The sequence below is a fragment of the Streptomyces sp. NBC_00090 genome (assembly GCF_045160815.1).
Lineage (GTDB): Bacteria > Actinomycetota > Actinomycetes > Streptomycetales > Streptomycetaceae > Streptomyces.
The window spans coordinates 2,897,641-2,921,081 of record NZ_CP108224.1; the positions used below are offsets into that span (position 1 = coordinate 2,897,641).

The 23,441-nt window shown below is 72.7% G+C and carries 24 protein-coding genes and 1 pseudogene; 15 read left to right on the plus strand and 10 right to left on the minus strand.

Features of this window, described 5'->3' with window-relative positions; translation table 11 throughout:
• Positions 1–48 precede the first annotated feature (48 nt).
• Positions 49–3,822, minus strand: a complete 3,774-nt coding sequence (locus tag OG361_RS12795) for a BTAD domain-containing putative transcriptional regulator (protein ID WP_405853441.1) — start codon at positions 3,820–3,822, stop codon at positions 49–51.
• A 175-nt stretch (positions 3,823–3,997) separates the two neighbouring features.
• Between OG361_RS12795 and OG361_RS12800 the strand changes: the two genes are divergently transcribed.
• The 6 genes and pseudogenes from OG361_RS12800 to OG361_RS12825 form a co-directional block, all read left to right on the plus strand.
• Positions 3,998–4,774, plus strand: coding sequence for an SDR family oxidoreductase (locus OG361_RS12800; protein WP_405853442.1), 777 nt, complete (start codon positions 3,998–4,000; stop codon positions 4,772–4,774).
• Positions 4,775–4,891: 117 nt separating this feature from the next.
• Entirely contained in the window at positions 4,892–5,497 is a 606-nt protein-coding gene (locus tag OG361_RS12805; RefSeq protein WP_405853443.1) for an NAD(P)H oxidoreductase, read from the plus strand.
• Complete coding sequence (locus OG361_RS12810) at positions 5,494–6,978, plus strand: MFS transporter (RefSeq protein WP_405853444.1); 1,485 nt, start codon at positions 5,494–5,496, stop codon at positions 6,976–6,978. The genes OG361_RS12805 and OG361_RS12810 overlap by 4 nt, the downstream gene beginning before the upstream one ends.
• Positions 6,979–7,064: 86 nt before the next feature.
• On the plus strand, positions 7,065–7,529 hold the full coding sequence (locus OG361_RS12815) for a prenyltransferase/squalene oxidase repeat-containing protein (protein ID WP_405853445.1): 465 nt from the start codon (positions 7,065–7,067) through the stop codon (positions 7,527–7,529).
• Positions 7,526–7,756 carry an acyl carrier protein gene (locus OG361_RS12820; protein WP_405853446.1) on the plus strand — a complete coding sequence of 77 codons (231 nt, stop codon included), beginning with the start codon at positions 7,526–7,528 and terminating at the stop codon, positions 7,754–7,756. The genes OG361_RS12815 and OG361_RS12820 overlap by 4 nt, the downstream gene beginning before the upstream one ends.
• Positions 7,757–8,002: 246 nt before the next feature.
• A pseudogene (locus tag OG361_RS12825) lies at positions 8,003–8,101 on the plus strand (hypothetical protein); the annotation flags it as partial.
• Here OG361_RS12825 and OG361_RS12830 read toward each other — a convergent pair.
• On the minus strand, positions 8,074–8,280 hold the full coding sequence (locus OG361_RS12830; protein ID WP_405853447.1) for a hypothetical protein: 207 nt from the start codon (positions 8,278–8,280) through the stop codon (positions 8,074–8,076). The pseudogene OG361_RS12825 and the gene OG361_RS12830 overlap by 28 nt on opposite strands.
• A 52-nt stretch (positions 8,281–8,332) precedes the next feature.
• Positions 8,333–8,818, minus strand: a complete 486-nt coding sequence (locus OG361_RS12835; protein WP_405853448.1) for a MarR family winged helix-turn-helix transcriptional regulator — start codon at positions 8,816–8,818, stop codon at positions 8,333–8,335.
• A 112-nt stretch (positions 8,819–8,930) separates the two neighbouring features.
• Between OG361_RS12835 and OG361_RS12840 the strand changes: the two genes are divergently transcribed.
• On the plus strand, positions 8,931–9,347 hold the full coding sequence (locus tag OG361_RS12840) for an organic hydroperoxide resistance protein (RefSeq protein WP_405853449.1): 417 nt from the start codon (positions 8,931–8,933) through the stop codon (positions 9,345–9,347).
• Between the two features lie 259 nt (positions 9,348–9,606).
• On the plus strand, positions 9,607–11,664 hold the full coding sequence (locus OG361_RS12845) for a phosphocholine-specific phospholipase C (RefSeq protein WP_405853450.1): 2,058 nt from the start codon (positions 9,607–9,609) through the stop codon (positions 11,662–11,664).
• Between the two features lie 78 nt (positions 11,665–11,742).
• Here OG361_RS12845 and OG361_RS12850 read toward each other — a convergent pair whose 3' ends face one another.
• Positions 11,743–12,954, minus strand: a complete 1,212-nt coding sequence (locus tag OG361_RS12850; protein ID WP_405853451.1) for a hypothetical protein — start codon at positions 12,952–12,954, stop codon at positions 11,743–11,745.
• A 484-nt stretch (positions 12,955–13,438) separates the two neighbouring features.
• Between OG361_RS12850 and OG361_RS12855 the strand changes: the two genes are divergently transcribed.
• From OG361_RS12855 to OG361_RS12865, 3 genes are all read left to right on the plus strand, one after another.
• The gene (locus OG361_RS12855) at positions 13,439–13,900 is read left to right on the plus strand and encodes a hypothetical protein (protein ID WP_405853452.1); all 462 of its coding nucleotides are present in this window, start codon (positions 13,439–13,441) and stop codon (positions 13,898–13,900) included.
• 35 nt (positions 13,901–13,935) lie between these two features.
• Positions 13,936–14,262 (plus strand): carboxymuconolactone decarboxylase family protein, encoded by a 327-nt coding sequence (locus OG361_RS12860; RefSeq protein ID WP_405853453.1) that lies wholly within the window; start codon positions 13,936–13,938, stop codon positions 14,260–14,262.
• A gap of 133 nt (positions 14,263–14,395) precedes the next feature.
• Entirely contained in the window at positions 14,396–15,826 is a 1,431-nt protein-coding gene (locus tag OG361_RS12865; RefSeq protein WP_405853454.1) for a DUF2252 domain-containing protein, read from the plus strand.
• A gap of 20 nt (positions 15,827–15,846) precedes the next feature.
• On the opposite strand, the gene OG361_RS12870 is transcribed toward OG361_RS12865, so the two are convergent.
• Positions 15,847–16,371 (minus strand): potassium channel family protein, encoded by a 525-nt coding sequence (locus OG361_RS12870; protein WP_405853455.1) that lies wholly within the window; start codon positions 16,369–16,371, stop codon positions 15,847–15,849.
• A 315-nt stretch (positions 16,372–16,686) separates the two neighbouring features.
• Between OG361_RS12870 and OG361_RS12875 the strand changes: the two genes are divergently transcribed.
• Entirely contained in the window at positions 16,687–17,100 is a 414-nt protein-coding gene (locus OG361_RS12875; RefSeq protein ID WP_405853456.1) for an SHOCT domain-containing protein, read from the plus strand.
• Positions 17,101–17,121: 21 nt separating this feature from the next.
• A complete protein-coding gene (locus OG361_RS12880) occupies positions 17,122–17,856 on the plus strand; it encodes a GAP family protein (RefSeq protein ID WP_405853457.1) in 735 nt (244 codons plus the stop codon).
• A 7-nt stretch (positions 17,857–17,863) separates the two neighbouring features.
• On the opposite strand, the gene OG361_RS12885 is transcribed toward OG361_RS12880, so the two are convergent.
• Positions 17,864–18,829 carry a hypothetical protein gene (locus OG361_RS12885; protein ID WP_405853458.1) on the minus strand — a complete coding sequence of 322 codons (966 nt, stop codon included), beginning with the start codon at positions 18,827–18,829 and terminating at the stop codon, positions 17,864–17,866.
• Between the two features lie 232 nt (positions 18,830–19,061).
• Between OG361_RS12885 and OG361_RS12890 the strand changes: the two genes are divergently transcribed.
• A complete protein-coding gene (locus OG361_RS12890) occupies positions 19,062–19,433 on the plus strand; it encodes an amphi-Trp domain-containing protein (protein ID WP_405853459.1) in 372 nt (123 codons plus the stop codon).
• Between the two features lie 23 nt (positions 19,434–19,456).
• The gene (locus tag OG361_RS12895) at positions 19,457–20,821 is read left to right on the plus strand and encodes a chloride channel protein (protein WP_405853460.1); all 1,365 of its coding nucleotides are present in this window, start codon (positions 19,457–19,459) and stop codon (positions 20,819–20,821) included.
• 61 nt (positions 20,822–20,882) lie between these two features.
• On the opposite strand, the gene OG361_RS12900 is transcribed toward OG361_RS12895, so the two are convergent.
• The 4 genes from OG361_RS12900 to OG361_RS12915 all read right to left on the minus strand — a co-directional run bounded on the left by OG361_RS12900 (position 20,883) and on the right by OG361_RS12915 (position 23,331).
• The gene (locus tag OG361_RS12900) at positions 20,883–21,629 is read right to left on the minus strand and encodes a hypothetical protein (protein ID WP_405853461.1); all 747 of its coding nucleotides are present in this window, start codon (positions 21,627–21,629) and stop codon (positions 20,883–20,885) included.
• A complete protein-coding gene (locus OG361_RS12905) occupies positions 21,626–22,171 on the minus strand; it encodes an RNA polymerase sigma factor (RefSeq protein WP_405853462.1) in 546 nt (181 codons plus the stop codon). Before OG361_RS12905 ends, OG361_RS12900 begins: the two co-directional genes overlap by 4 nt.
• 47 nt (positions 22,172–22,218) lie before the next feature.
• Positions 22,219–22,683 carry a hypothetical protein gene (locus tag OG361_RS12910; RefSeq protein WP_405853463.1) on the minus strand — a complete coding sequence of 155 codons (465 nt, stop codon included), beginning with the start codon at positions 22,681–22,683 and terminating at the stop codon, positions 22,219–22,221.
• A 162-nt stretch (positions 22,684–22,845) separates the two neighbouring features.
• The gene (locus OG361_RS12915; RefSeq protein WP_405853464.1) at positions 22,846–23,331 is read right to left on the minus strand and encodes a hypothetical protein; all 486 of its coding nucleotides are present in this window, start codon (positions 23,329–23,331) and stop codon (positions 22,846–22,848) included.
• Positions 23,332–23,441: the final 110 nt, after the last annotated feature.

The following is a 23,441-nucleotide window of genomic DNA, read 5'->3' on the forward strand; positions in this document are numbered from 1 at the left end:
TAGGGACGGGTGGGGCGATGGCTCCTTACAGTTTGATGAACGGCCCGGTCAGAGCGGATCGCTCACGGCGGGGCTGGGCGCGGCGGGGCCGGGCATGACGGGGCCGGTCGTGGCGGGGCTGGTCGTGGCGGGGCTGGTCGTGGCGGGGCTGGGCATGGCGGGGCCGGTCGTGGCGGGGCTGGTCGTGGCGGGGCTGGGCATGGCGGGGCCGGTCGTGGCGGGGCTGGGCATGGCGGGGCTGGGCATGGCGGGGCCGGTCGTGGCGGGGCTGGGCATGGCGGGGCTGGGCATGGCGGGGCTGGGCATGGCGGGCGCGGTCAGTGCGGTCTCCGCCGCTTCGGTCACGGACGTTTCCGTCGCGGACGCCTCCGTCACGGACGCCGCGGTCACGGCCGCGTCGTGTGTGAGGGTCGTGCCGTGGGTGAAGGCCTCGGCGAAGTCGGCGTCGCCGAGCACGGTACGGGCCGTCTCCTCCGTCCGGTCGACGTCGGCGCGCTCCGCCGGGGGAAGCGGCGCCCCCGTCGAGGCGCGCAGGGCGGCCGCCGCGCCCAGCAGGAGCGCGGCGCCCCGGGCGCGGCCGGCCGGGGCGTGGGCGGAGGCCAGGCCCTCCAGGGCGAGCGCGACCGCCCTCGGGTCGCCGGAGCTCAGCGCCGTCTCGTACCCCTCCTCCTGGAGCTTCAGGGCGCCCGCCGCGTCGCCGCGCGCGAGCGCCGAGAAGCCCAGCTCGGCCAGGATCAGGGCGTTGGCGCAGTCGAGGCCGACCGACCGGTGCCAGTCGAGGACCTCCCGCATGTGCCCCTCGGCCTCCGCGACGAGGCCCTCGCGCCGGGCGCCGAGGCCGAGCCCGAGCACCGCGTTGATCTCGCCCGCGCGGAAGCCGACCTCGGCGGCCCGCTCCCTGGCGGCCGCGTGGTAGGTCCGCGACTCGTCGAGGTCGCCGCGGAGCAGGGCCGTACGGCCGAGCCCGGCGAGCAGGTCGGGCACCTCGGTCGTCAGGCCGAAGCCCTCCGCCGCCGCCAGGCCGGCCCGCTTGAGCCGGTCGGCGCGCTCGTACTCCCCGCGGATCTCCGCGACGGTCGCGAGCGGATACACGGTCCACAGCCGGGAGCACGCGTCGCCCAGCTCGGCGAAGAGCGCGTCCGAGCGGGCCGCGTCCGTCTCCGCGCCCGCCAGGTCGCCCCCGAGCAGGCGCTGTACGGAGCGGTCCGCGAGCGCCGCCGCCTCGCCCCAGCGGTCGCCGTGGGCCCGGAAGCCGTCCAGGGCCCGGCCGGTCAGATCGCCGCCCTCGCTCTGGCTGCCGGTGCCGCAGAGCGCGTGGGCGAGGAACCAGCGCGCCCAGGAGGGGCCGTCGTGCGCGGGTGCGGCCGGGTGGTGCGCGGCCGACTCGGCCGCCGGCGCGTCGGCCGCGACCCCGGCCGCGGCCTCGTCATGGGCCGCCAGGGCGTCCGCGATCCGGCGCTGCCGGTCCGTCCCGTCCCCGCCCATGACGGCGAGGCCGGTGCGCCAGACGCCCACGCGGGCCCGCAGCGCGGCCGTTTCGAGAGCCTCGGGTGAGGCGGGTGAGTCGGGTGCTTCGGTTCCGGCCGGGTCCGGCCGGAGCGCCGCCGTCGCCGAGCGGAGCGCCTCGCCGAGCCGTCCGCGCATGATCCAGTACCAGGCGAGCGCGTCGACGAGCCGCAGCGCCGCCCCGGCGCTCCGCCCGGCGCCCGCCGCGGCCAGCGCCCGGTCCAGGGCCGCCCGCAGGTTCGGGGTCTCCGCGTCGAGCCGGGCGAGGCGGCGGCGCTGGTCGGGGCCGCGCAGGGCGGGCCTGGCCTCCTCGGCGAGGCGGAGGTAGTACGCCAGGTGGCGTTCGCGTACGGCCTCCGTCTCGCCCTCGTCCCGCATCCGTTCGAGGCAGTACGCGGCGACGGATTCGAGCAGCCGGTAGCGCGGCCCGTCCGGCCCGTCGACGGCCACGACGAGCGAACGGTCCACGAGCCGCACCAGCAGCCCGAGTACGTCCCCGGCGACCACGTCACCGCTCCCGTCGCCCCCGGCGATCACGTCGCCGCCCCCGTCGTCCCCGGCGGCCACGTCGCCGCCCCTTTCGCCGCCGGTCGCGTCCGCGCCACCCGTCGCGCCCGCGCCGCCGGCGAGGGCTCCGGCCGGCCCGCCCGCGCAGACCTCCTCCGCCGCCGCCAGAGTGCAGCCCTCCGCGTGGACGGCGAGGCGGCGCAGGACCGTCCGCTCCGGCGCGCTCAGCAGGTCCCAGCTCCAGTCGATGACCGCCCGCAGCGTCTGCTGCCGGGCCGGCGCCCCGCGCAGTCCGGCGTCGAGCAGCCGGAAGCGGTCGTCGAGCCGCTCCAGGAGCCCGTGCACCCCGAGGGCGCGGACCCGGGTCGCGGCGAGTTCCAGGGCGAGCGGGATGCCGTCGAGACGGCGGCAGATCGCCCGTACCGCCGCACGGGCCGGCGCGTCGAGGACGAGGCCGGGCGCGGAGGCGGTCGCCCGGGCGGTGAACAGCTCCATCGCCCCGTCCGCGTCGAGCGGTTCCACCGACCACAGCGTCTCGCCCGCGAGCGCCAGCGGCTCCTGGCTGGTCGTCAGCACGACGAGGCCGGGCGCGGCGCGCAGCAGCAGTTCGGTGAGGGAGGCCGCCTCGTCGACGACGTGCTCGCAGTTGTCCAGGACGAGCAGCGTCCGCCGCCCGCGCAGGACTTCGGCGAGCCGCTCCGCCGTGGTGGGCGGCCGTTCCCCGTCGAGCCGCAGCCCCCACACCCCGTCGTCGCGCAGTTCGAGCGCGGCGGCGACGATCTCGGCGAGCTCGCCGCCCGCACCGGCGAACTCGACGAGCCACACGCCGTCCGCGAACTCCTCCTCCACCCGTCGGGCCGCCTCGACGGCGAGCCGGGTCTTCCCGACGCCGCCGGGGCCGGTCAGGGTGACGAGCCGTCGCTCGCGCAGCAGCCCCGTCACCTCCTCCACGGCCTCCGAGCGACCGACGATCCCGCTGAGCGGCACGGGCAGGTTGCCCCGGGCGGGACCGCCGCCCGCAGTCGCACCGGGAGGGGGCACGGCGACGGGCCGGGCGGCGGAGAGGTCCGCGTCCTGGCGGAGCATCGCCGTGTGGAGCGCGGCCAGTTCGGGGCTGGGGTCGACGCCGAGCTCCTCGGCGAGGCGGGCGCGCAGCTCCTCGTAACCGGCGAGTGCCTCGCTCTGCCGTCCGGCGCGGTAGAGGGCCCGCAGCTGGACGGCCCGCAGGCGCTCACGCAGCGGGTGGCGGGCCACCAACTGCGCCAACTCACCTGTCAGCGCGTCATGTTCGCCGAGTTCGAGGCGCGTCTCCGCCAACGCCTCGCGGACGGAGAGGCGTTCCTCCTCCAGCCGGTCGGCCGCCGACCGGGCGAAGGGTTCGGCGGCGAAGTCCGCGAACGCCGGGCCCCGCCACAGGTCGAGCGCCTCCCCGAGCAGCTCCGCCCGGACGCCGGGTGCGGCGGTGTCCCGGGCGCGGGCGGCGAGCTCCGCGAACCGGTGGGCGTCCAGGGACCCTTCGGGCACGGCGAGGCGGTATCCGGGGGCCTGCGTCACGACGAGCTCGCGGCCGCCGGGCTCGGCCTCGTCCAGCGCGCGGCGGAGCTGGGAGACCTTGGCCTGGAGGGCCCGCAGCGGGTTGCCGGGCGGTTCCTCGCCCCACAGGTCGTCGACGAGCCGGTACGCGGCGACCGGTCGGCCCGCTTCGACGAGCAGGGCCGCGAGCAGGGCCCGCACCTTGAGCTCAGGGACCCGCACGGGCCGCCCGTCCTCGGTCCGTACGGACGTCTCCCCCAGCACCGCGAATCGCATACGGCCACCGTAACCCGGCCCGAACAGCGCGCGGCCTGCCCCGAAACGGCCCCGAACCCGCCCCGAACCCGCCCCGAACAAGATCCGAGCCGGACCCGAACACCCGCCCGGCAGAGTCGTCCCCGTCAGCAGGAAACGCCGCAACAGACACACGGACACACGCCAGGAGCCGAACATGAGCAGCAACGCCGGCACCACCACCCTCGCGGGCAAGACCGCCCTCGTCACCGGCGCGAGCCGGGGCATCGGCCGGGCCATCGCCCTCCGTCTCGCCACCGACGGCGCCCGCGTCGCCGTCCACTACGCCGCCAACGAGACGGCCGCGAAGGAGACGGTCGCCGCGATCGAGGAGGCGGGCGGCAGCGCCTTCGCGATCCGCGCCGAACTGGGCGTCCCCGGCGACGCCGAGGCCCTCTGGAGCGCCTTCGACGCCGAGGCCGGCGACGACAACGGACTCGACATCCTCGTCAACAACGCCGGGATCGCCGGCCCCGGCCTGATCCACGAGGTCGAGGAGGCCGACTACGACCGGGTCTTCGCCGTCAACGCCAAGGCGCCGTTCTTCATCATCAAGCAGGGGCTCGGCCGGCTGCGCGACGGCGGCCGGATCGTCAACATCTCCTCCGGGGTCACCAAGGTCGCCTTCCCCGGCATGACCTCGTACGCCGCCTCCAAGGGCGCCGTCGAGGTGCTGACCCTCACTCTCGCCCAGACCCTCGGCTCCCGCGGCATCACCGTCAACGCGGTCTCCCCGGGCACGATCGAGACCGACATCCACCCGTGGATGGCCGACCCCGCGGCCAAGGCGCACGCGGCCGGCTTCTCCGTCTTCGACCGGGTGGGCCAGCCGGAGGACGTGGCCGACGTCGTCGGCTTCCTCGCCTCCGACGCCGCCCGCTGGGTGACCGGCCAGAACATCGACGCCAGCGGCGGCTCCGGCCTCGGCTTCTGACCCCGCCGCACCCCACTCCGCCCCACTCCACTCCACTCCACCCCGCCCCACTCCACTCCACTCCACTCCGCCCCACTCCACCCCGCCCCCATCCGCCCCACGCGAAGGATCACCGCCGTGACCCGCCACACCCTCCTCGTCGTCGCCCACCCCCGCCCCGACTCCCTCACCGCCCAGATCGCCGGCCGGCAGTACGCCCGCCTGACCGGCGAGGGTCACACCGTCGACGTACTCGACCTGTACGCCGAGGAGTTCGACCCGGCGCTCCGCCCGGCCGACGAGCCGGACTGGGAGGACCGCGAGAAGAGGTACTCCCCCGAGGTCCACGCCCACATGGAGCGGATCCTCGCCGCCGACGACATCCTGGTCGTCTTCCCGGTGTGGTGGTTCGGCCCCCCGGCCATGCTCAAGGGCTGGATCGACCGGGTGTGGAACTACGGCTTCGCGTACGGGCGCAGCCGCCCCCGCTTCGCGGGCAAGCGCCTGCTGTGGCTCGCCCTGATGGGCGGTACCGCCCAGGAGATCGAGGACCTCGGCATGGAGCCGGCCCTCGACCTGATGCTCCGGGTCGGCATCTCGAAGTTCTGCGGGCTCCCGGACGCCACGGTCGGGGTCGTGCACGGCACCGAACTCAACGGCGTGGCGAAGGACTTGCGCGCCGACCGGGTGGCGGAGCTGATCGCGACGGCGGACCGGGTCGTGCTGGAGGGGCTGCCGCGATGACGACGACCCTGACGGCGGACACCCCCGCCGCACCGCCGCGAGCCGGGGCCCGCCAGTGGCTCGGCCTCGCCGTCCTCCTCCTTCCCGTCACGCTGATGACGGCCGACCTCGGTGTGCTGTGGCTGGCCACCCCGTACCTCTCCGCCGATCTGCGGCCCAGCAGCGCCCAGTTGCTGTGGATCACCGACATCTACGGCTTCCTCACCGCCGCGACGCTCGTGATCATGGGCACGCTCGGGGACCGGCTCGGCCGCCGACGGCTCCTGATGGCGGGTTCGGCGGGGTTCCTGCTCGCCTCGCTGCTCGCCGCGTACGCCCCGAACGCCGGGACGCTGATCGCGGCCCGCGCCCTCCTCGGGGTGGCCGGCGCGGCGGTCCTGCCCTCCACGCTGGCCCTGATCAGCCACATGTTCGCGGACGCCCGGCAGCGGGCCACGGCCATCGCGATGTGGGTGACGGCCCTCTCGGTCGGGATCGCGATCGGGCCGGTCGTCGGCGGGGTGCTGCTCGCGTCCTGGTGGTGGGGGTCGGTCTTCCTGATGGGCCTGCCGGTCATGCTGATCGCGCTGGTCACGGCGCCGGTGCTGCTGCCCGAGTACCGCGATCCGAAGCCCGGGCGGCTCGATCCGGCGAGCGTGGTCCTCTTCCTGTTCGCGGTGCTGCCGCTGGTGTACGGCGTGAAGTCGCTGGCCGCGCACGGCCCGACGGTGGAGGCGGCCGCCGCCTTCGCCCTCGGTACGGTCTTCACCGTCCTCTTCGTCCGCCGCCAGAAACGGCTCGCGACCCCGCTCCTGGACCTCCGGCTCTTCGGGAACCGGGCCTTCACGGGCGCGCTGCTCACCATGCTCGTGGGGATGACCGCGCTCAACGGCGTCGAGTACCTGGTCCCGCAGTACCTCCAGTCGGTCGCCGGGCTCTCCCCCCTGGACGCGGGGCTCTGGCTGCTGCCGGCGGCGGCCACGCTGATCGCCGGTTCGCAGCTGACCCCGTTCGCGACCCGCCGGGTCCGGCCGGCGTACGTCCTGGCCGGCGGGCTGCTCGTCTCACTCGTCGGGTACGCGGTGATCGCCCTGGCATCCGGGGTGGCGGTGGCCGCCCTGGGGCTCGCCGTGATCACCTTCGGCGCGGCGCCGATCAGCGTCCTCGGCACGACGCTCGCGGTCGGCGCCGCCCCGCCGGAGAAGGCGGGCGCGGCGGCCGCCACCGGGCAGACGGCGTACGACCTGGGCCTGGCGCTGGGGATCGCGGTCACCGGCAGCGTGGCCGTGGCCGTCTACCGTACGGGCATCCCGGCCGACGCCCCGGCGGCCGCCCACGAGAGCCTCGGCGCGGCGCTCTCCCTGACCGACGAGGGGCTGCTCGACCGGGCCCGGGAGGCGTTCACCACCGCCCTGCACACGGCCTCGGCGCTCAGCGCGGCCTTCGCCCTGGTGACGGCGGTCGTGGTCCTCGCCCTCCTGCGGGGCGTCCCCCGCACGTGAGTCCCTTCCCCGGGAGGCCCGGGAGGCCCGGGAGGCCGGGGAGGCCGGGGCCCCGGGGTCAGCGCGCCGCGAGCAGCATCGGCAGCTTGCCCCGGGGAGAGCGCGATGCGAGGGACGGGGCGGGGCGGGCGCCGGGACACGGGGGTCAGGCGCCGGCGGGAGGTGACGGAGGCGAGCGGGCCGTCGCCCGGCTCGTCGCGACCCAGAACGCCGACGGCGGCTGGGGGCACGTGCCGTCCGACCCGAGCGACCCGATCAGCACCGCGTACGCGCTGATCGCCGTCTCCCGAGGCCGGGACGGGCCGTCCGCGCCGTGCGCGCCGACCGCCCGGGGTGCGACGGAGCGCGCGGTACGCCACCTCCTGGAGCGGCAGCGACCGGACGGCGGCTTCGTCTCCCGCCCCGACCAGGCCGGGCCGCGCCCCCTCGCGTACCACGTACCGCTCCTGACGGACGCCTGCGTCCTGCTCGGCCTCAACCACGCGCGCCGCCGGCCCCCACACCCCCGACTCCCCTACTACTCCCCCTACTCCCCCCGAGGAACGCCATGACCTTCGACGAACTGAAGAACCTGCTGGTCTCGCTCGGCCTCGACCCGGAGGAGATCACTCCGGAGTCGACCCGCGAGGAGGCCGGTCGCGACTCGCTCCTGCTCACCGAGCTCGCGCTCGTGCTGCGCAACGAGCGGGGCATCCCGGTGCCCGAGGAGGACCTGTACGCGGCCCCGACCGTGTCCGCCATCGAGCTCCTGGTCTCCCGGTACGCGGGGGTGGCCTGATGCCCGGGGCGTCCGACGCCCGGGGGCCACGGGGCGGCCGTCACCGGTGTGGGTCTCTTCACCCCGGCGGGCGCGGACCGGGTGACGACCTGGGAGTCGGTGCGCGTGGGGAAGCCCACCGCCGGCCTGGAGGAGCTGGACGGCCTCCGCTACCTCGCGTGCCGGGCGCCCGAGCTGCCGGGCGAGCCCGGCAGGGCACGGCGGCTGGTGAACGCGCACGGGACGGGCACGCCGCGCGGGGACGCCGTGGAGGCGGCGGTCCTGGCCCGGCTGCTGCCGCACCGGCCGCCGGTGACCTCGACGAAGGGGGTGACGGGTCACCTGCTGGGCGCGGCGGGCGCGGTCGAGGCGGCGCTGACGGTGCTCTCGGTCGCGGAGGGCACGGTGCCGCCGACCGCCAACTTCACCGAGCCCGGCGAGGGCATCGACCTGGACGTGCCGACGACCGCCCGGGCCTCCCGGGTGCGGCTCGCGGTCTCCACGTCGGTGGGCTTCGGCGGCCACAACGCGGCCCCGGTGGTCACGGAAGCCTGGGGCCTGTCCGACCCTGATCCGCCGGACAGGCCCCTAGGGGCCCTACGCGCAGGTGGTGCTCAGCTCGTCCGGGTCGACGGCGTCGAGCCGGACGGCGAGCGCGTCGAGCCGTTCCCGCAGGTCACGGATCTCCTCCAGTTCGAGCCCGGTCGCGGCGGCGATCCGGCGCGGTACGCCGAGCGCCTTCTCCTTGAGCGCGGCCCCTTCGCCGGTCGGCCGTACGGTGACGGACCGCTCGTCCTCGGGGCTGCGCCGCCGCTCGACGTAGCCGGCGGCTTCGAGCCGCTTGAGCAGCGGCGACAGGGTTCCGGAGTCGAGCCGCAGCCGTTCGCCGATGCCCTTCACGGGCAGCTCGCCGTGCTCCCAGAGCACGAGCATGACGAGGTACTGGGGATAGGTGAGCCCGAGTTCCTTGAGGGCCTCGCGGTAGACGCCGTTGAAGGCGCGGGTCGCCGCGTGCAGCGAGAAGCAGATCTGGTGGTCGAGCCGGAGGAAATCCGCGTCCGGGACCGTGTCGAGCGTCTCCATGGCTCCAGGATACGCGAGAGCACCTCACACGCGATTCAGTTGTGCACAACTAAATAGTGCGCTACTAATAGAGCCACACCGCACCGCACCCGAGGACAGGAACGGAAGAACCATGGACGCGATCTACACCGCCGTCGCCACCGCCAACGGCCGCGAGGGCCGCGCCGTCAGCTCCGACGGCCACATCGACCTCCCCCTCGCCCACCCCCAGGCCCTCGGCGGCAACGGTCAGGGCACCAACCCCGAGCAGCTCTTCGCCGCCGGGTACGCGGCCTGCTTCGCCAGCGCGATGGGTGTGGTCGCCCGCCAGGAGAAGATCGACATCTCGGACGCCTCGGTGACCGCGGAGGTCTCCATCGGCAAGGACCCCGCCGACGGCGGCTTCGGCCTGGCCGTCATCATGCGCGCCGAGTTCCCGGACCACCTCCAGGGCGAGCCCGGCCGCGTCCTCCTGGAGAAGACCCACGCCTTCTGCCCGTACTCGAAGGCCACCCGCGGCAACATCCGCGTAGAGCTCGTCGTCGAGTGACCCCCGGCCTCCCGGCCCCCGAGAGCCCCGGTACGCCCGCCGCGCGTACCGGGGCTTTCACGTGGAGCTCTCCCGCAGGGCACGAGGGGTTCGTCCGCCGTACGGCGGGCAGTCATGGGACGGCCGCCGGGCGGTGACCCGCGGGCGCTGTCCTTGGGGCGCCCGTCGGGTGGACACCCGGCGGGCCCCGCACGCACGCCCGCACGCGCACGCGCAGCCCCACCCGCGCCCGTACTCGTACCGGAGGAGAACTCCCCCCATGACCGACATCGATCGTCGCCGGTTCCTTCAACTGACCGGCGGCGCCGCCGCGTTCACCCTGCTCTCCGAGAGCATCGCCCGCGCCGCCGCCATTCCCGCACAGGGCTCGACCGGAACGATCCAGGACATCGAGCACATCGTCGTCCTGATGCAGGAGAATCGTTCCTTCGACCACTACTTCGGGGCGCTGAAGGGCGTACGCGGCTTCGGTGACCCCCGCCCCGTGACCCTGCCGAGCGGGAAGTCGGTCTGGAACCAGGCGGACGGCACGAAGGTCACCCTGCCCTTCCGGCCGCCGAGCGACAAGCTCGGCATGGAGTTCCTCCAGGGCCTCAACCACGACTGGGCGGGCGGCCAGAAGGCCTTCAACAAGGGCAGGTACGACCAGTGGATACCGGCCAAGACCAAGGCCACGATGGCGTACCTCACCCGTGAGGACATCCCCTTCCACTACGCGCTCGCCGACGCCTTCACGATCTGCGACGCGTACCACTGCTCGTTCATCGGCTCCACCGACCCGAACCGCTACTACCTGTGGAGCGGCCACACCGGCAACGACGGCACCGGCGGCGGCCCGGTCCTCAACAACGCCGAGGCGGGGTACGGCTGGAAGACGTACCCCGAGCGCCTGGAGGCGGCCGGGGTCTCCTGGAAGGTCTACCAGGACACCGGTGACGGGCTGAACGCCGCCGGCTCCTGGGGCTGGATCAACGACGCCTACCGGGGCAACTACGGCGACAACTCCCTCCTCTACTTCAACACCTACCGGAACGCCCAGCCCGGCAACCCGCTGTACGACAAGGCCCGCACGGGCACGGACGTCAAGAACGGCGACGACTACCTCGACGACCTGCGCGCCGACGTCCAGGCGGGCCGGCTGCCGAAGGTCTCCTGGATCGCGGCCCCCGAGGCCTTCTCGGAGCACTCCAACTGGCCCTCCAACTACGGCGCCTGGTACATCGCCCAGGTCCTGGACGCGCTGACCTCGAACCCGGACGTGTGGGCGCGTACCGCCCTGTTCATCACGTACGACGAGAACGACGGCTTCTTCGACCACGTCGTCCCGCCCTACGTCCCTGCCTCCTCCGCGGAGGGGCTGTCGACCACGCCGACCGCGCTCGACCACTTCCCCGGGAAGACGGGGTACGTGGCCGGCCCGTACGGCCTCGGCCCGCGCGTCCCGATGATCGTCGTCTCCCCCTGGTCCACCGGCGGCTACACCTGCTCCGAGACCTTCGACCACACCTCGGTCATCCGGTTCATGGAGAGCCGCTTCGGGGTGCAGGAGCCCCAGATCTCCCCGTGGCGGCGGGCCGTCTGCGGCGACCTGACCTCCGCCTTCGACTTCACGCGGTCGAACACCCAGGCCTCCCCGCTCCCGCCGGTCGACGGCTACTACCCGCCGGACCGGAACCGCCACCCCGACTTCCTCGCCACCGCCCCGGCCGTCGGCGCGATGCCCCGCCAGGAGCCGGGCGCCAAGCCCACCCGCCCGCTCCGCTACGCGCCGTACGTGGACGGCTCCGCCGACACCGTCGCCGGCACCTACCGGCTCTCCTTCGGCGGTGGCCCCTCGGCGGGCGCCCAGTTCTACGTGACCTCGGCCAACCGCACGGACGCCCCCTGGACCTACACGACCGAGGCCGGGAAGTCGATCGCCGACACCTGGAACACCAAGTACTCCAAGGGCCTCACCGACCTGACGGTCCACGGGCCCAACGGCTTCCTGCGCCGCTTCCGCTCCCCCGGCAAGACCGCTGTCCCCGAGGTCACCGCCCGCCACAACGCCACCACGGGCAACCTGGACCTCACGTTCACCAACGCGGGAACGGCCGACGCCCGCCTCACCGTCACCCACGCCTACGCGGGCGGCCCGCGGACCGTCACGGTCCCGCGCGGCGCCACCGTCACCCACACCGTCGACCTGAGCACCAGCCGCGCCTGGTACGACGTGACGATCACCTCGGACACGTCCGCCGACTACCTCCGGCGCCTCGCGGGCCATGTGGAGACGGGCGCCCCGGGCGTCACGGACCCGGGCATCCTGACGTACTGACCCGTGCGCCGCCCCGCCCGCCCGTCGAACGGGTGGGCGGGGCGGCGGTTCGGCGTGCGATCCCGGCTCGGACCCGGCTCACGCCTTGGGAGCCACCTCGTCGTGCTGCTCGCGGCCGGTCGCGGCCAGCAGCGCGAGTACGGCGAGCACGACGAGGAGGATGAGGACCAGCAGCAGGACGGTCAGCACCGTCGGGTGGTTCCAGAAGGCGAAGACCAGCGCCAGGACGAGCAGCACCCCGATGGTGAGCCACCGGCGGTGGGTGTCCACCCAGGTGCCGACCTTTCCGGTGTGCACGCCGTGGTGGGCGCCCCAGCGCGCGGCCGAGTCGGCCGCACGGTCGGCCGAGCCGCGCACGGCGCGCGCCAGGCGGCCGCTACCGGACAGGTAGGCGCCGATCGCCACCAGGATCCCGAGGACGATGGCGGTGCGGATGCTGACGCGCAGGAAGCGGACCAGCGTGTCGAAGATCTCCGCGGCCGCGGCCGGTGACTGCACCTGCTCGGGCAGATGGTCGAGGTAGTAGCGGCGGGCGATCACCAGGCCGATGGCGAGCACCAGGCCGGCCGCGGCCGCACCGAGCATCGTGGTCACCAGGGCCCGGCGACGGCGGCGGGCGAGCAGCACTCCGATCGCGCCGAGCACCACGGTGAGGACGGGCAGCCAGTTGCCGACGACGTCGAGCAGATGGACCAGGTCCCTGATCTTCTCCAGCTTGTCGGACTGGAAGAGCACCATCTGCTTGTCGACCTCGGGGATCTTCTCCGCCGGGGAGAGTCCGGCGTCCACGAGATCCTTCTTGACCTGCTCGACAGCGGCTCCGACGTCGAGGGTGACCGTGCCGCCGCTGACCTCCACGGAGCCGCGCCCCTCGCCGGTCAGCGCGTGCACCACGGCCGTATGGGCGACCCGGTTGGCCTCGGTCCAGACGGTCTCGAACCGGTCGCTCTCGACGAAGCGGGTCGCCACCTTGGTGACGGCCTGGTCGACCGCCGAATCCAGCTGCGGCCCCAGCGACTTGATCGCCTTGCCGACCCGGGGCGGCAGCCCCTGGGACTCCAGCCATGCCGCGATGTCGGACGTGACCTGCGAGCCGTCGACCCTGGCGTCGGCGGCCGCGGTGATACGAGTGACGGCAGCCGCCTCGATCGCCGGTTCCGACGCGAGCGGGGCGACCGTCGACACGTACCGGTCGGTGTCCAGGACGATGTCGTGCACCCAGACGGTGATCAGGGACACCGGGACGAGGATGCAGGTGAGCGTGATCAGAACGGCCGAGACGGTGCTCATCGCGATCCGTCCGGCGTGTGAGCCCTTCCGGCTCGGCTGCGACGGAGTGTGCGGAGCGGCGTCGGGCGGCTCGGGCGGCCTGGGCGGCTGGGGTGGCCCGGGCGGCCCGGGCGGCCTGGACGGCTCGGGTGGCTCGGGCGGCTCGGGCGGCGTACTCATGACACTCCCGGGACGGCTGCGGAGGAACTGCCTGCGCCCCATTAGGTGCTCACGGTGGCGAGCCCCGCACTCCGGGTTACTCCACCGAGGTGCGAGCCGACCGCGGATGGAGGCGGTCGCGGACAGGGGGACGGTCGTGGACAGGGGCGGTCGCGGAGAGGGGGGTGGTCGTGGAGAGGGGCGCTCGCGCCGCCGTCGAGCACGCCGCCCCGGCCGCCGTGATACTCGAAGGAAGGCACCTTGGCCCGACATCCCGAGGAGGCACGAACAGATCCACGGCCTAAGGGATGCCCGGCAACCGATCGTGAACTGCGAGGTGACTTCCATGAGCCAGCAAACACCGGCCGGAGGACAGCGGAACACCGGGACCGCACCGAGGAGCGCGCCCCGGTCCGGAGGCAGCGGCGGCATCGCCGGCGGAGGCACCGTGTTCGCCGCGGTACTGCTGTCCCTTTCGGGCCTCCTGGCCGTCTTCCAGGGCATCGCGGCCATCGCCGAGGACGACGTGTACGCCCGCGTGGGCAACTACGTCTTCGAGTTCGACCTGACGGCCTGGGGCTGGATCCACCTCATCCTCGGGATCATCGTCGTGCTGACCGCGGTGGGTCTCTTCATGGGCGCGAACTGGGCGAGGGCGGCGGGTATCTGCCTGGCCGGCCTCAGCATGATCGCCAACTTCCTCTGGCTGCCGTACCAGCCGTGGTGGGCGATCACCATCCTGGCGATCGACGTATTCATCATCTGGGCGCTGTGCAGCAGCTGGTCGCACACGCACACCGCCGACTGACAGTCCCGACAACACACTCAGGGAGGGCACACGACATGCCCACTGCATCGGAAACCCCTGTCCTGGACACCCTCGCCGCCATGACGGTCGACTCGATCGAGCGGTGCGGCCTGGCCCCGGACATGCTCATGGTCGCGCGGTTCGCGGCCCTCGCCGCCTCGGACGCCCCGCCGATCTCCTACGCGGCCCACATCGAACTCGCCGTCGAGGCCGGCATGTCCGCCGAGCAGCTGCAGGACGTCCTGGTCGCCATCGCGCCGATCGTGGGCACCGCCCGCGTCATGACGGCGGCGGGCAACATCTCCGCGGCACTCGGCGTCGCCATCGCCGTCGCGGATTCCGAGATCGAGGCCGAGGGCTGAGAGCCCACCCCCACCCGACATCGATGCCCGGCGCGGCCCGCACCGGAGAAGGCCACGGAGCCGTCTCCGGCCGCCTGGCCCTCGCGCCGGGCATCCCAACGGCCTGTACAAGGGCCAGGCAGGAGGGGTTCGGATGCCCCAGAACGTGACCACGGCGATGCGCGCGGCACGCCACGCCACGCCGGAGGAACGTGCGGCGCTCGGAAAGAAGGCCCGGCGCCGCTCGCCGCGGTCGGGCCACGCCGAGTACCGGCCGTCCAGGGACAGGCCCGATCCGCTGACGATCCTGGAGGCGCAGTCGGCGACGCGGGTCCCCGAGCTCGTCCCGATCCGCTACAGCCGTATGACGGAGTCCCCGTTCCGCTTCTACCGCGGCGCCGCCGCGATCATGGCGTCCGACCTGGCCGACACCCCGCGCTCGGGACTCACGGCCCAACTGTGCGGGGACGCGCACATGCTGAACTTCCGTCTGCTCGCCTCGCCGGAGCGGCAGTTGATGTTCGACATCAACGACTTCGACGAGACGCTTCCGGGCCCCTGGGAGTGGGACGTCAAACGGCTGTCGGCGAGTTTCGTCATCGCCGCCCGGGCGAACGACTTCGACGACGCCGAGCGCGCCCGCATCGTCAGGCACACGGTCCGTTCGTACCGCGAGGCGATGATCCGCCTCGCGGGCATGCGCACCATCGACGTCTGGTACGCGAAGATCGACGCGGAGCTGCTTGAGTCCCTGGCCACGGACCGGCTCCACAAGCGCGGGCGGAAGAACCTGGCCCGCGCCATGGAGAAGGCCCGCAGCCGCGACAGTCTGCAGGCCTTCGACAGGCTCACCGAGACGGTCGACGGCCGGCCCGTGATCGCGGCGGATCCCCCGCTGCTCGTCCCGGTGGCCGACCTGTTGCCCGACGTCGAGCGCCATGCCCTGGAGCGCCAGTTCCACGGCCTGATCGAGCGGTACGGCGCCACCCTGGTGTCCGACCGGCGCACGCTCCTCTCGGACTACCGCCTGGCGGACGTCGCCCGCAAGGTGGTAGGCGTCGGCAGCGTCGGTACCCGCTGCTGGATCTTCCTGCTCCTCGGCCGGGACGACCGGGACCCGCTCTTCCTCCAGGCCAAGGAGGCGGACACCTCCGTGCTCGCCGAGCACGTCGGCGCGAGCGCGTACCGCAACCAGGGCGAGCGGGTCGTCTCCGGCCAGCGGTTGATGCAGGCCACCAGCGACATCTTCCTCGGCTGGGAGCGAGTGGACGGGATCGACGGCAAGCGGCGCGACTTCTACATCCGCCAGTTGCGCGACTGGAAGGGCATCGCCATGCCGGAGAGGATGAACCCGAGGCGCATGCAGGCGTTCGGCGAACTGTGCGGAGTCACGCTGGCGCGTGCGCACGCGCGGTCCGGCGACCGGATCGCGATCGCCGCGTATCTGGGCAGCGGCGATTCCTTCGACCGGGCGATCGCCACGTTCGCGGAGGCCTACGCCGACCAGAACGAGCGTGACCACCAGGCCCTCGTCGACGCCGTGTCCGCGGGCCGGCTGCCCGCGCAGGAATTGCCGGCGGACTGATCCGGAGAAGCCGGACCAGGTCACCGTGGGGCGGGCGGGCCGCCGTGCTCATCACCCGTCGTCTCGAGGCTCCGCAGGCGTCGGCCCTCCTGGACCGCCCCCAGCAGGAAGCGGGCCGCCACGCCGATCAGCAGGAAATTGGCCGTCATCTGTCCCGTGGTCAGCAGCCGGGCGAGTTCGGTGCGCGGGGTGATGTCGCCGAAGCCGACCGTGCTGAACACGGTCATCGTGAAGTAGAGGGCGTCGGTCCGGGACATCGCTTCGGTGAAACTCTCGGGTGCGCTGCGCTCCAGCAGGTAGTAGGTGGCCGCGAAGAGCAGCACGAAGAACGGCAGCGCCGTCGCGACCCCCGCGATGGCCCGAAGCCCCGGGCGCGCGGAACGCATGATCGTGCGCACCTGCCAGGCGAAGATCAGCGCCACCAGCACCATGCCGCCGACGAGCACCGCCACGGTGCCCGCGGTGAAGGCCGAGTCCAACGGCAGCAGGTAGTAGGCGGCCAGCACGGCCGCCAGCGTCAGAATCGAACGGACCGCGGTGAGCACGGCCGACCGGCGGATCTTCGGATCCCCGTCCACGTTTCCCCTCTCGGTCGCACGGAACGCCGTGACCGTGCTACGGCCCCTGCCAGAGGGCGGTCACTATCCCAGGCGATCCCGGCCCGGCGCGGCAGGCACACCAGCAGGTCACCGGGCCGGCGGCACCCGTTGTCCGCCGAGCGGGCGATCCCGCCCCGGGCCGGGTCGCTGTCCGGAGTGCGGTGAGCGCGGCCACGGCGCACTCTGGATGCAGTTCGTTCCGCCGGACCGCGGCTTCCGAACGGGGAGCCGCGGCCCGTCACGACCGGCAGGAGATCGGCCATGAAGGATTCGATGGTGACCCTGGCAGTGGACTACCCGCTGCTGAACATGTTCTGGACCATGCTGATGATCTTCGTCTGGGTCCTCTGGTTCATGCTGCTCTTCCGCATCATCGGAGACATCTTCCGCGACGACGAGCTGGGCGGCTGGGGCAAGGCGGGGTGGACCGTCTTCGTCATCCTGCTCCCCTTCCTGGGCGTGTTCGTCTACCTGATCGCCCGTGGACGCGGAATGGGCGAGCGAGAGTTGAACCGGGTCCGCCGGAACGAGGAGCAGTTCCGCTCCTACGTGCGCGAGACCGCCGGGAGCGGCAGCCAGGCGGACGAACTGGCCCGGCTCGCCGAGCTCAAGAACAGCGGCGCGATCACGGAGGCCGAGTTCGCGCAGGCCAAGGCCAAGGTCCTCGCGACCTGACCCGGTCCGGGGTGCGCGCCCATGCTGCTCGACCTGCTCCTCATCGGCGTGGCCATCACGCTCTACCCCCTGCCGGTCATGGCCTTCGTGCTGGTCGTGTCCGCGCCCCGCGGGGTGTACAAGGGGCTGGCCTTCATCGTCGCCTGGCTCGCCTGCCTCGTGGCCGTGATCGCCATGGTGCTGATCTTCACGGGCGGGCAACCGCCCCCACCCCGCTCTCCACCCTCGATCGCGGCACTCGCGGCCACGCTGGTCATCGGCGTGGGCCTGATCGTCTACAGCGAGCACAGGCGCCGCCGAAGCCGCCGTACCGCCTCCGCCTCATCCCCCGCTCCCGTCTCCGCCTCATCCTCGTCCTCATCCTCATCCTCCGCGAAGGATGAGGGCGAGGAGCGACATACGGGTTCCGGGCGGTCGCTGACGTCCCGTATGGACCAGGCCACCGGATGGTCCGCGGCCGGACTGGCCGTTCTCCTGCAGCCCTGGGGAATGGTCAGCGCCGCGGCCGCCACCGTCGTGAAGGCGGACCTCTCCCACGCCCAGTCCTTTCTGGCTCTCCTCGGCTTCTGTGTCCTGGCCACCTCCACCCTGCTGGCCATGGAGCTGTACATGGCGTTCGCGCCGGAGAAGGCCCAGCTCAACCTGGTGAGCCTGCGCATGTGGCTGACACGCCACAAGGACCCGGCGATCGTCCTCATCTGCCTCTTGCTCGGGCTGTGGCTCGTCGGCAGGAGCCTGTACCAGCTCACGGGGTGAGTCCCGCTCAGGGACAGCTCGAAGCCGGGTCGTCGTGGACGAGGGCGCAGATCATCTGCTCGCCGCGCCGGTCGTCCGGATAGGTCGTGCGCAGTGCGGCCTTGAAGTCGTTCCACTGGCGGGTGGTCTCGGCGGTGGCCCCGGAGACGGCGCGGCCGAAGTTGTCGCCGGTCTTCGAGCGGTGGGATGCGGCGGTGTCCTTGTTCAGGTCGCGGTTGTGCGTGACACGGCCGGCGCAGTCGTCGGACTTGACGCCGGTGGAGTCGAAGTCGGAGTAGCAGCCGGTCGTGAGGTCCACGGGTACGAGGGCTCGTGCCTCCCGGGTCCAGTCGGCGTCCTCCATCGTGCTGTAGCGGCGGATGTCGAAGAAGGGGGCGACATCGGTACGTGCCAGTCCGGGCGGGTTGTCGAGGCCGACCGGGCCGGGGCCGGTCCGGTCGGACCAGTTCGCGTGCGAGTGGAAGTCCTGGATCTGGTGCCAGCCGCGGCCGAGCTGTTCCAGGACGTCGCACTTGGCACGGTCGGAGGTCTCCTTCCACGTGCACGGGGAGGAGAGGTCGCTCTGGTCGGCCCGGACCCTGCCGTGTGCGTCGACGAGACCGTCGGCCGCCCGGATCGCGTTCCGGAAACGGGCGACGGAGGTACGGACACACGCGAGGAGCTCGGTGGTGGCCTCGTCCCGGCTGCGGGGATAGTGCCGGACGTATCCGGGGGCGAGGTAGTCGGCGTTGTCGCAGTGCAGAGGGCCGATGAGGAAGTACCCGCCGTGGTCATTGGCGTTGATCGCCCCGTCGCGGGCGTCCGCCATCGCGGAGAGCGTGACCGGCTCCCAGGGCAGGGCCGCCCGTGTGATGCTCTCGTGGTTGCCCCCGGTGAACGCATGCGCGGGAGCGGGTGGCGCGGCGGCCAGGGCCGTCACGAAGACGGCCGCGATGGTCGTTCGCGTCAGGCCGGGCGCTGGGCGGTACGGCATGCGACGCTCCAGTCGCGGGGGGCCGAAGCCTCTCGGCGCCCCAGCAGTGGCGGTGCTTCCGACGGAGACGAACGTCTGCCAGTCAGCCTAACGAACGAACGGCACGGACGCCGGAGGGGCAGGAGAGGCAGGAGGGGCCGCGCCGGCCGGCACCGGCCATGCGGATGTCGGATCCGGCACCCGGGATCAGAATGGGCGTTATCTACTGTTCGTACCGGATCGGAGCCCTCCCATGAAGGACCTCAAGTTTGAGCAGAAGCGCTCGATGTCACGCCTTGAGGCGGCTGACCAGCTCACGGCGCTCGCGGCAGCGCTGAGGCAGGGCGGGGAGGTCGACATGGAATTCGGCCTCGGGACACTGAGCCTGCAGATTCCCGACGACCTGCGCACCGAGGTGGAGGTCGAGGTCGGTAGCGGGGAGATCGAGCTGGAGATCGAGTTCAAGTGGCCGATCACAGCGACCCGGAAGGCACCGGCGGCGGACACGGAGAAGACCGCGAAGACCGCGCCGAGGCGGAGGAGCGCGCCCGCCAAGCCCGGGCGGAGCAGCGCCGGCACGAAGACGGACACGAGCGCCAAGCCGCCCGCCGCGAAGAAGCCCTGAGCGGAGCCGGAGGAAGGCCGCCCATGACGGAGACCGACGCTCACCCCGAAGACTCCGACAGCGGACAGCAGCCCCTGGAGGCGGACCGGCTACGTGACCTCCTCCTCGCTCCCGGCTACCTCAAGGTCCTCGCCTTCTCCGCCGTCATCGGCATCCCGGTCTCGCTCGTCGCGTTCTGGTTTCTCGTCGGACTGCACGAACTCGAACACCTCCTGTGGGCGGAGCTGCCGCACGGGCTGGGCTGGGACGCCCCGCCGTGGTGGTGGCCGCTTCCCCTGCTCCTGGTCGCCGGAGTCGTGGTCGGGCTGGTCGCCACGCAGCTGCCCGGTGGCGGCGGGCACGTCCCCGCGTCCGGCCTCCACACCGGCGGGACTCCGCCGGTCACGCTGCCGGGCGTCCTGATCGCCGCGGCAGCGAGCCTGCCCTTCGGTGCAGTCCTGGGACCGGAGGCACCGCTGATCGCTCTGGGCGGCGGCCTGGCCCTGCTCTTCCGTGACCTCACCCGGGCTCCGGCGACCCCGCAGACCACCGCGCTGCTGGGCGCGGCCGGCGCCGCGGCCGCCATCGCGGCGATCTTCGGCAACCCGCTGATCGCCGCGGTGCTCCTGATCGAGGTGGCGGGGGCCGGCGGGCCGCAGTTGTTCGCGGTCATGCTGCCCGCCCTGCTCTCCAGTGGCGTCGGGGCGCTGGTCTTCACCGGCTTCGGACACTGGACCGGGCTGGAGACGGGCAGCCTCAGCCTGGAACTGCCCATGCCGTTCCCCCGTTTGGACGCAGGGGACGTGCTCTGGACGATTCCCCTCGCCCTGGCCCTCGCCGTCCTCCTGCACCCGGTACTGGCGTTCGCCCGGCGCGTCGCTTCCTTCATCAGGGCGGGAGTGGTCGGCCGCACCGTCCTGTGCGCCCTCGCGGCGGCGGCCTGCGCGGCCCTCTACGCCCTGATCACCGGCCGCACCCCCGCGGACGTCGCCCTGTCGGGCCAGGCCACCCTGGGCCGGCTGGCCGCCGACCCGCACGCCTGGGGCGTGGGGGCGCTGCTGGCCGTCCTGCTCTTCAAAGGGATCGCCTACTCCCTCTGCCTGGGCAGCCTGCGCGGCGGCCTGGTCTTCCCCGCCCTCTTCCTCGGGGCCACCGCCGGGGTCCTGCTGGCCCCCCTGCCCGGCCTGGGCCTCGTACCGGCCATGGCGGCGGGGATGGCGGCCGCCACGGCCAGCACCCTGCGGCTGCCGGTCAGCAGTGTGGTCCTGGTCTCCCTCCTGCTGGGGGGCTCGGCGATGATGCCCGTCGTGATCCTCGCGGCGGTGATCGCCTTCGTCGCGACGGAGCTGCTGCCGGAGCGACCGGCGCTTCCGCCCGCACCTCGCGCCGAGAAGACCCCGGCCCACTGAGCGGGACGCGTTCGGGCGAGCTCTGCCGACCAGCGCCTCCCACTGCGGGGTGACCTTGTGGTCAGCGACCGTGCCCGTCAGCCGTCGCATCCCTGACAGGCGCAGGGGGATGGTGGACCGAATCACCCGCTTCGGGCTTCGCGTGGGTGTCGAAGGGGCTCTTGGCGGGGGCTGAGTGCCCGTTCCCGGAGGCCGGGGGCGAGGCTGCGGCCGCGGACGCCGGGACGGAGCCACAGTAGGTCGCGACATCCTTGCCACCAGCCGCGGCGACCAGACGCTCCCAGGCTGCGGCTTCTGTGGCTTTGCCCTTGTCCAGGGATTTCTCGTACGCACGGCAGAGGGACTCACTCGACCGGGGCGGGTGGGCCGGATCGCCGGGAATGCGGGGTGTGGTGGGGATTCCCCCAAGGGCCGGCGAACGTGAGCCTGGGGACTCGAACGACGGGATCGCGGGCCCCGTGGACGGTAGCGGAGCAGAGGCGCTGCGGCGGGGTTCGGGTTCGCGGGTCTCGTTCTCGTCGAAGGGGTCGTGCGACGCGGCTGCGGCGAACGCCACGCCGCCCAGGGTCAGGCTCGCGGCCAGGGCCGCGAGTGCGGTTTTCAGCGAGCGTCCCATGCCGTGTTCCTTCACGGGACGCCAGTCCTCGCGGCGTCTGGTGCGCCGAGACCTGTGCAGGCCCGTGTCGCGGGCCGTACGGAACGCGGCGACGGCCGCTCGGGTCGAGGCATCGTCCACGTCCCTGGGGCGCAGGGCAGCGGCTAGTGCCGCCTCGACGTCGTCGTGTCCCCGCACGTTGTTTTCACTCATCCCAGCAGTTCCTTCGCAAGCCGCTTCAGTCCGCGGTGCGCGGCGGAGCGCACTGCTCCCACCCGCTTGCCCAGCACCCGGGCCGACGCAGGTCCATCAAGCCCGATGACCACCCGCAGCAGCACCGCCTCGGCCTGGTCCTGGGGGAGCGCCGCGACCAGGGCCAGTGCCTCGGCGGTGGACATCGCCTCGAGGGCCTCGCCGGCTGTCTCCCGCGGGGCGGGCAGGTCGAGCATGTCCTGTTCGAACGGGGCCGTGAGCGGTCGGGAGCGCATGCGCCGCAGGTGGTCCAGCGCGCGGTTGCGGGCAATGGTCGCGGTCCAGCCGCGAAACCCCGCACCGTCTCCGCGGAATCGCGCCAGGTCGCGGGCTATCTCCAGCCACGCGTCGGAGGCCACGTCCTCGGCGGACTCGCCGACGAGCCCTCGCAGATATCCCAGAAGCCCGGGCTGCACGATCTGGTACACGTTGGCGAACGCCTCGTCGTCACCGTTCTGCGCACGTTCCACCGCATGCTGCAGAGTGGCGTCGTCCGCCCTCAAATGATCTTCCTTTGGTCTACCCGCGTCACGCTGTCCAGCGCATCACCCTACGCGGCTGCCAGTCGCCGGCTGTCGGCCGTCCCCTGTGACAGCGGCAGGCCCTTCGGGCGACGCGGGACCAGCAGGAAGAGCTCGTAGGCGGATTCGTCGGGGCCCAGCTCGAAACGGTTGGCCACCTTCCCGAGCGGGTTCCACGCCCGTCCGTCGGGCGTCCGGACGCCCACCGGCTGCTGGAGCAGGTCGGACGTCATGCCGTCGAAGTCGACCCAGCGGGCTCGCGCTTGCCGGACGAGCACTTCGCCGACGTACGCACCGAGCTCCTGGAGGATCGGCGCGACGTCGTCCGGGTCGCCGGCCCCCTGCCGCAGACCGTCCACCACACGGTCGACGATGCGCAGGCTGGCCGCGGAGAAGTCGAGGGGGAGCCGTGTCTTCGCGGTCGTGCGGGTGGCGAACGTGAAGGCGTACCGGCTCATGTCGGCGGCCCGCAGCGTGCGGCTGGCTCGGTCCATCGGTCCCACCCCTCGTGTATGAACCGGTGCGGTTCTCCCGGTCCCCCTGGCTCCTCGGGAGGGCCGCGGATTCGCCACGTCCTCCCAAGAACCCAGCGGAACCGGGCTCCGGATCATCACGGGTCTGCGCTGTGATCAGCGCCACATCTCCGGGCGGGCCTGCTATCGGCCGAAGTCGGGGTCGGAAGAAGTGCGCTTGTACCGACATGAGTAGGAATGGCCGGGCTCCCCGGACACCGGGACACTCCTGCTCATCCGCAGCTCTCCGTTCTCCACATAGAACGGCAGAATCTTATGGTCTTTCTCATTCTCGAAGTTGAGCACCAGATAGGGCGTCAGGCCGGGGTCCTTGTTGACCGCATGCCATTTTCCGTCGGTCGTACGGCGCGTCACCTTCGAGTCCGGACCGGGACCTTCCCACTCGACCGGAAAGTCCTTGACGGAATAGGTGTAATCGTCACGCAGCCGAATGACCGGAAGCGGTGATTTGCATTCCTGCCCTCCGTCCCATCGGCCGACCAGTTCGGAATGATGTACGGCCTTCGGAAAGACGCGGGCGGGTTTGCTTGACCCGCAAGCGGTCGAGGCGAGTACCACCAAGCCGGCAGTCGCAAGGCTTGCACCGATGCGAAATACGTCGATCTTCACGCTGTCTGCTTCCAGTCGTTCCGGGCGGCGGGGCTGCCCCCAGGGATTCCTGGGGGCAGCCCCGCCGTTTTTCACGGCGCGTCCCGACCGGGCGACCCGGTGGGAGCCGG

Excerpts from the sequence above, each read along its gene's own strand:
- OG361_RS12900 (WP_405853461.1), bottom strand. The coding sequence starts at position 21,629 with ATGAGTGAAAACAACGTGCGGGGACACGACGACGTCGAGGCGGCACTA.
- OG361_RS12795 (WP_405853441.1), bottom strand. The coding sequence starts at position 3,822 with ATGCGATTCGCGGTGCTGGGGGAGACGTCCGTACGGACCGAGGACGGG.
- OG361_RS12860 (WP_405853453.1), top strand. The coding sequence starts at position 13,936 with ATGCCCACTGCATCGGAAACCCCTGTCCTGGACACCCTCGCCGCCATG.
- OG361_RS12810 (WP_405853444.1), top strand. The coding sequence starts at position 5,494 with ATGACGACGACCCTGACGGCGGACACCCCCGCCGCACCGCCGCGAGCC.
- OG361_RS12910 (WP_405853463.1), bottom strand. The coding sequence starts at position 22,683 with ATGGACCGAGCCAGCCGCACGCTGCGGGCCGCCGACATGAGCCGGTAC.
- OG361_RS12885 (WP_405853458.1), bottom strand. The coding sequence starts at position 18,829 with ATGCCGTACCGCCCAGCGCCCGGCCTGACGCGAACGACCATCGCGGCC.
- OG361_RS12840 (WP_405853449.1), top strand. The coding sequence starts at position 8,931 with ATGGACGCGATCTACACCGCCGTCGCCACCGCCAACGGCCGCGAGGGC.
- OG361_RS12855 (WP_405853452.1), top strand. The coding sequence starts at position 13,439 with ATGAGCCAGCAAACACCGGCCGGAGGACAGCGGAACACCGGGACCGCA.
- OG361_RS12890 (WP_405853459.1), top strand. The coding sequence starts at position 19,062 with ATGAAGGACCTCAAGTTTGAGCAGAAGCGCTCGATGTCACGCCTTGAG.
- OG361_RS12895 (WP_405853460.1), top strand. The coding sequence starts at position 19,457 with ATGACGGAGACCGACGCTCACCCCGAAGACTCCGACAGCGGACAGCAG.
- OG361_RS12850 (WP_405853451.1), bottom strand. The coding sequence starts at position 12,954 with ATGAGCACCGTCTCGGCCGTTCTGATCACGCTCACCTGCATCCTCGTC.
- OG361_RS12875 (WP_405853456.1), top strand. The coding sequence starts at position 16,687 with ATGAAGGATTCGATGGTGACCCTGGCAGTGGACTACCCGCTGCTGAAC.
- OG361_RS12845 (WP_405853450.1), top strand. The coding sequence starts at position 9,607 with ATGACCGACATCGATCGTCGCCGGTTCCTTCAACTGACCGGCGGCGCC.
- OG361_RS12800 (WP_405853442.1), top strand. The coding sequence starts at position 3,998 with ATGAGCAGCAACGCCGGCACCACCACCCTCGCGGGCAAGACCGCCCTC.
- OG361_RS12835 (WP_405853448.1), bottom strand. The coding sequence starts at position 8,818 with ATGGAGACGCTCGACACGGTCCCGGACGCGGATTTCCTCCGGCTCGAC.
- OG361_RS12820 (WP_405853446.1), top strand. The coding sequence starts at position 7,526 with ATGACCTTCGACGAACTGAAGAACCTGCTGGTCTCGCTCGGCCTCGAC.
- OG361_RS12865 (WP_405853454.1), top strand. The coding sequence starts at position 14,396 with ATGCCCCAGAACGTGACCACGGCGATGCGCGCGGCACGCCACGCCACG.
- OG361_RS12880 (WP_405853457.1), top strand. The coding sequence starts at position 17,122 with ATGCTGCTCGACCTGCTCCTCATCGGCGTGGCCATCACGCTCTACCCC.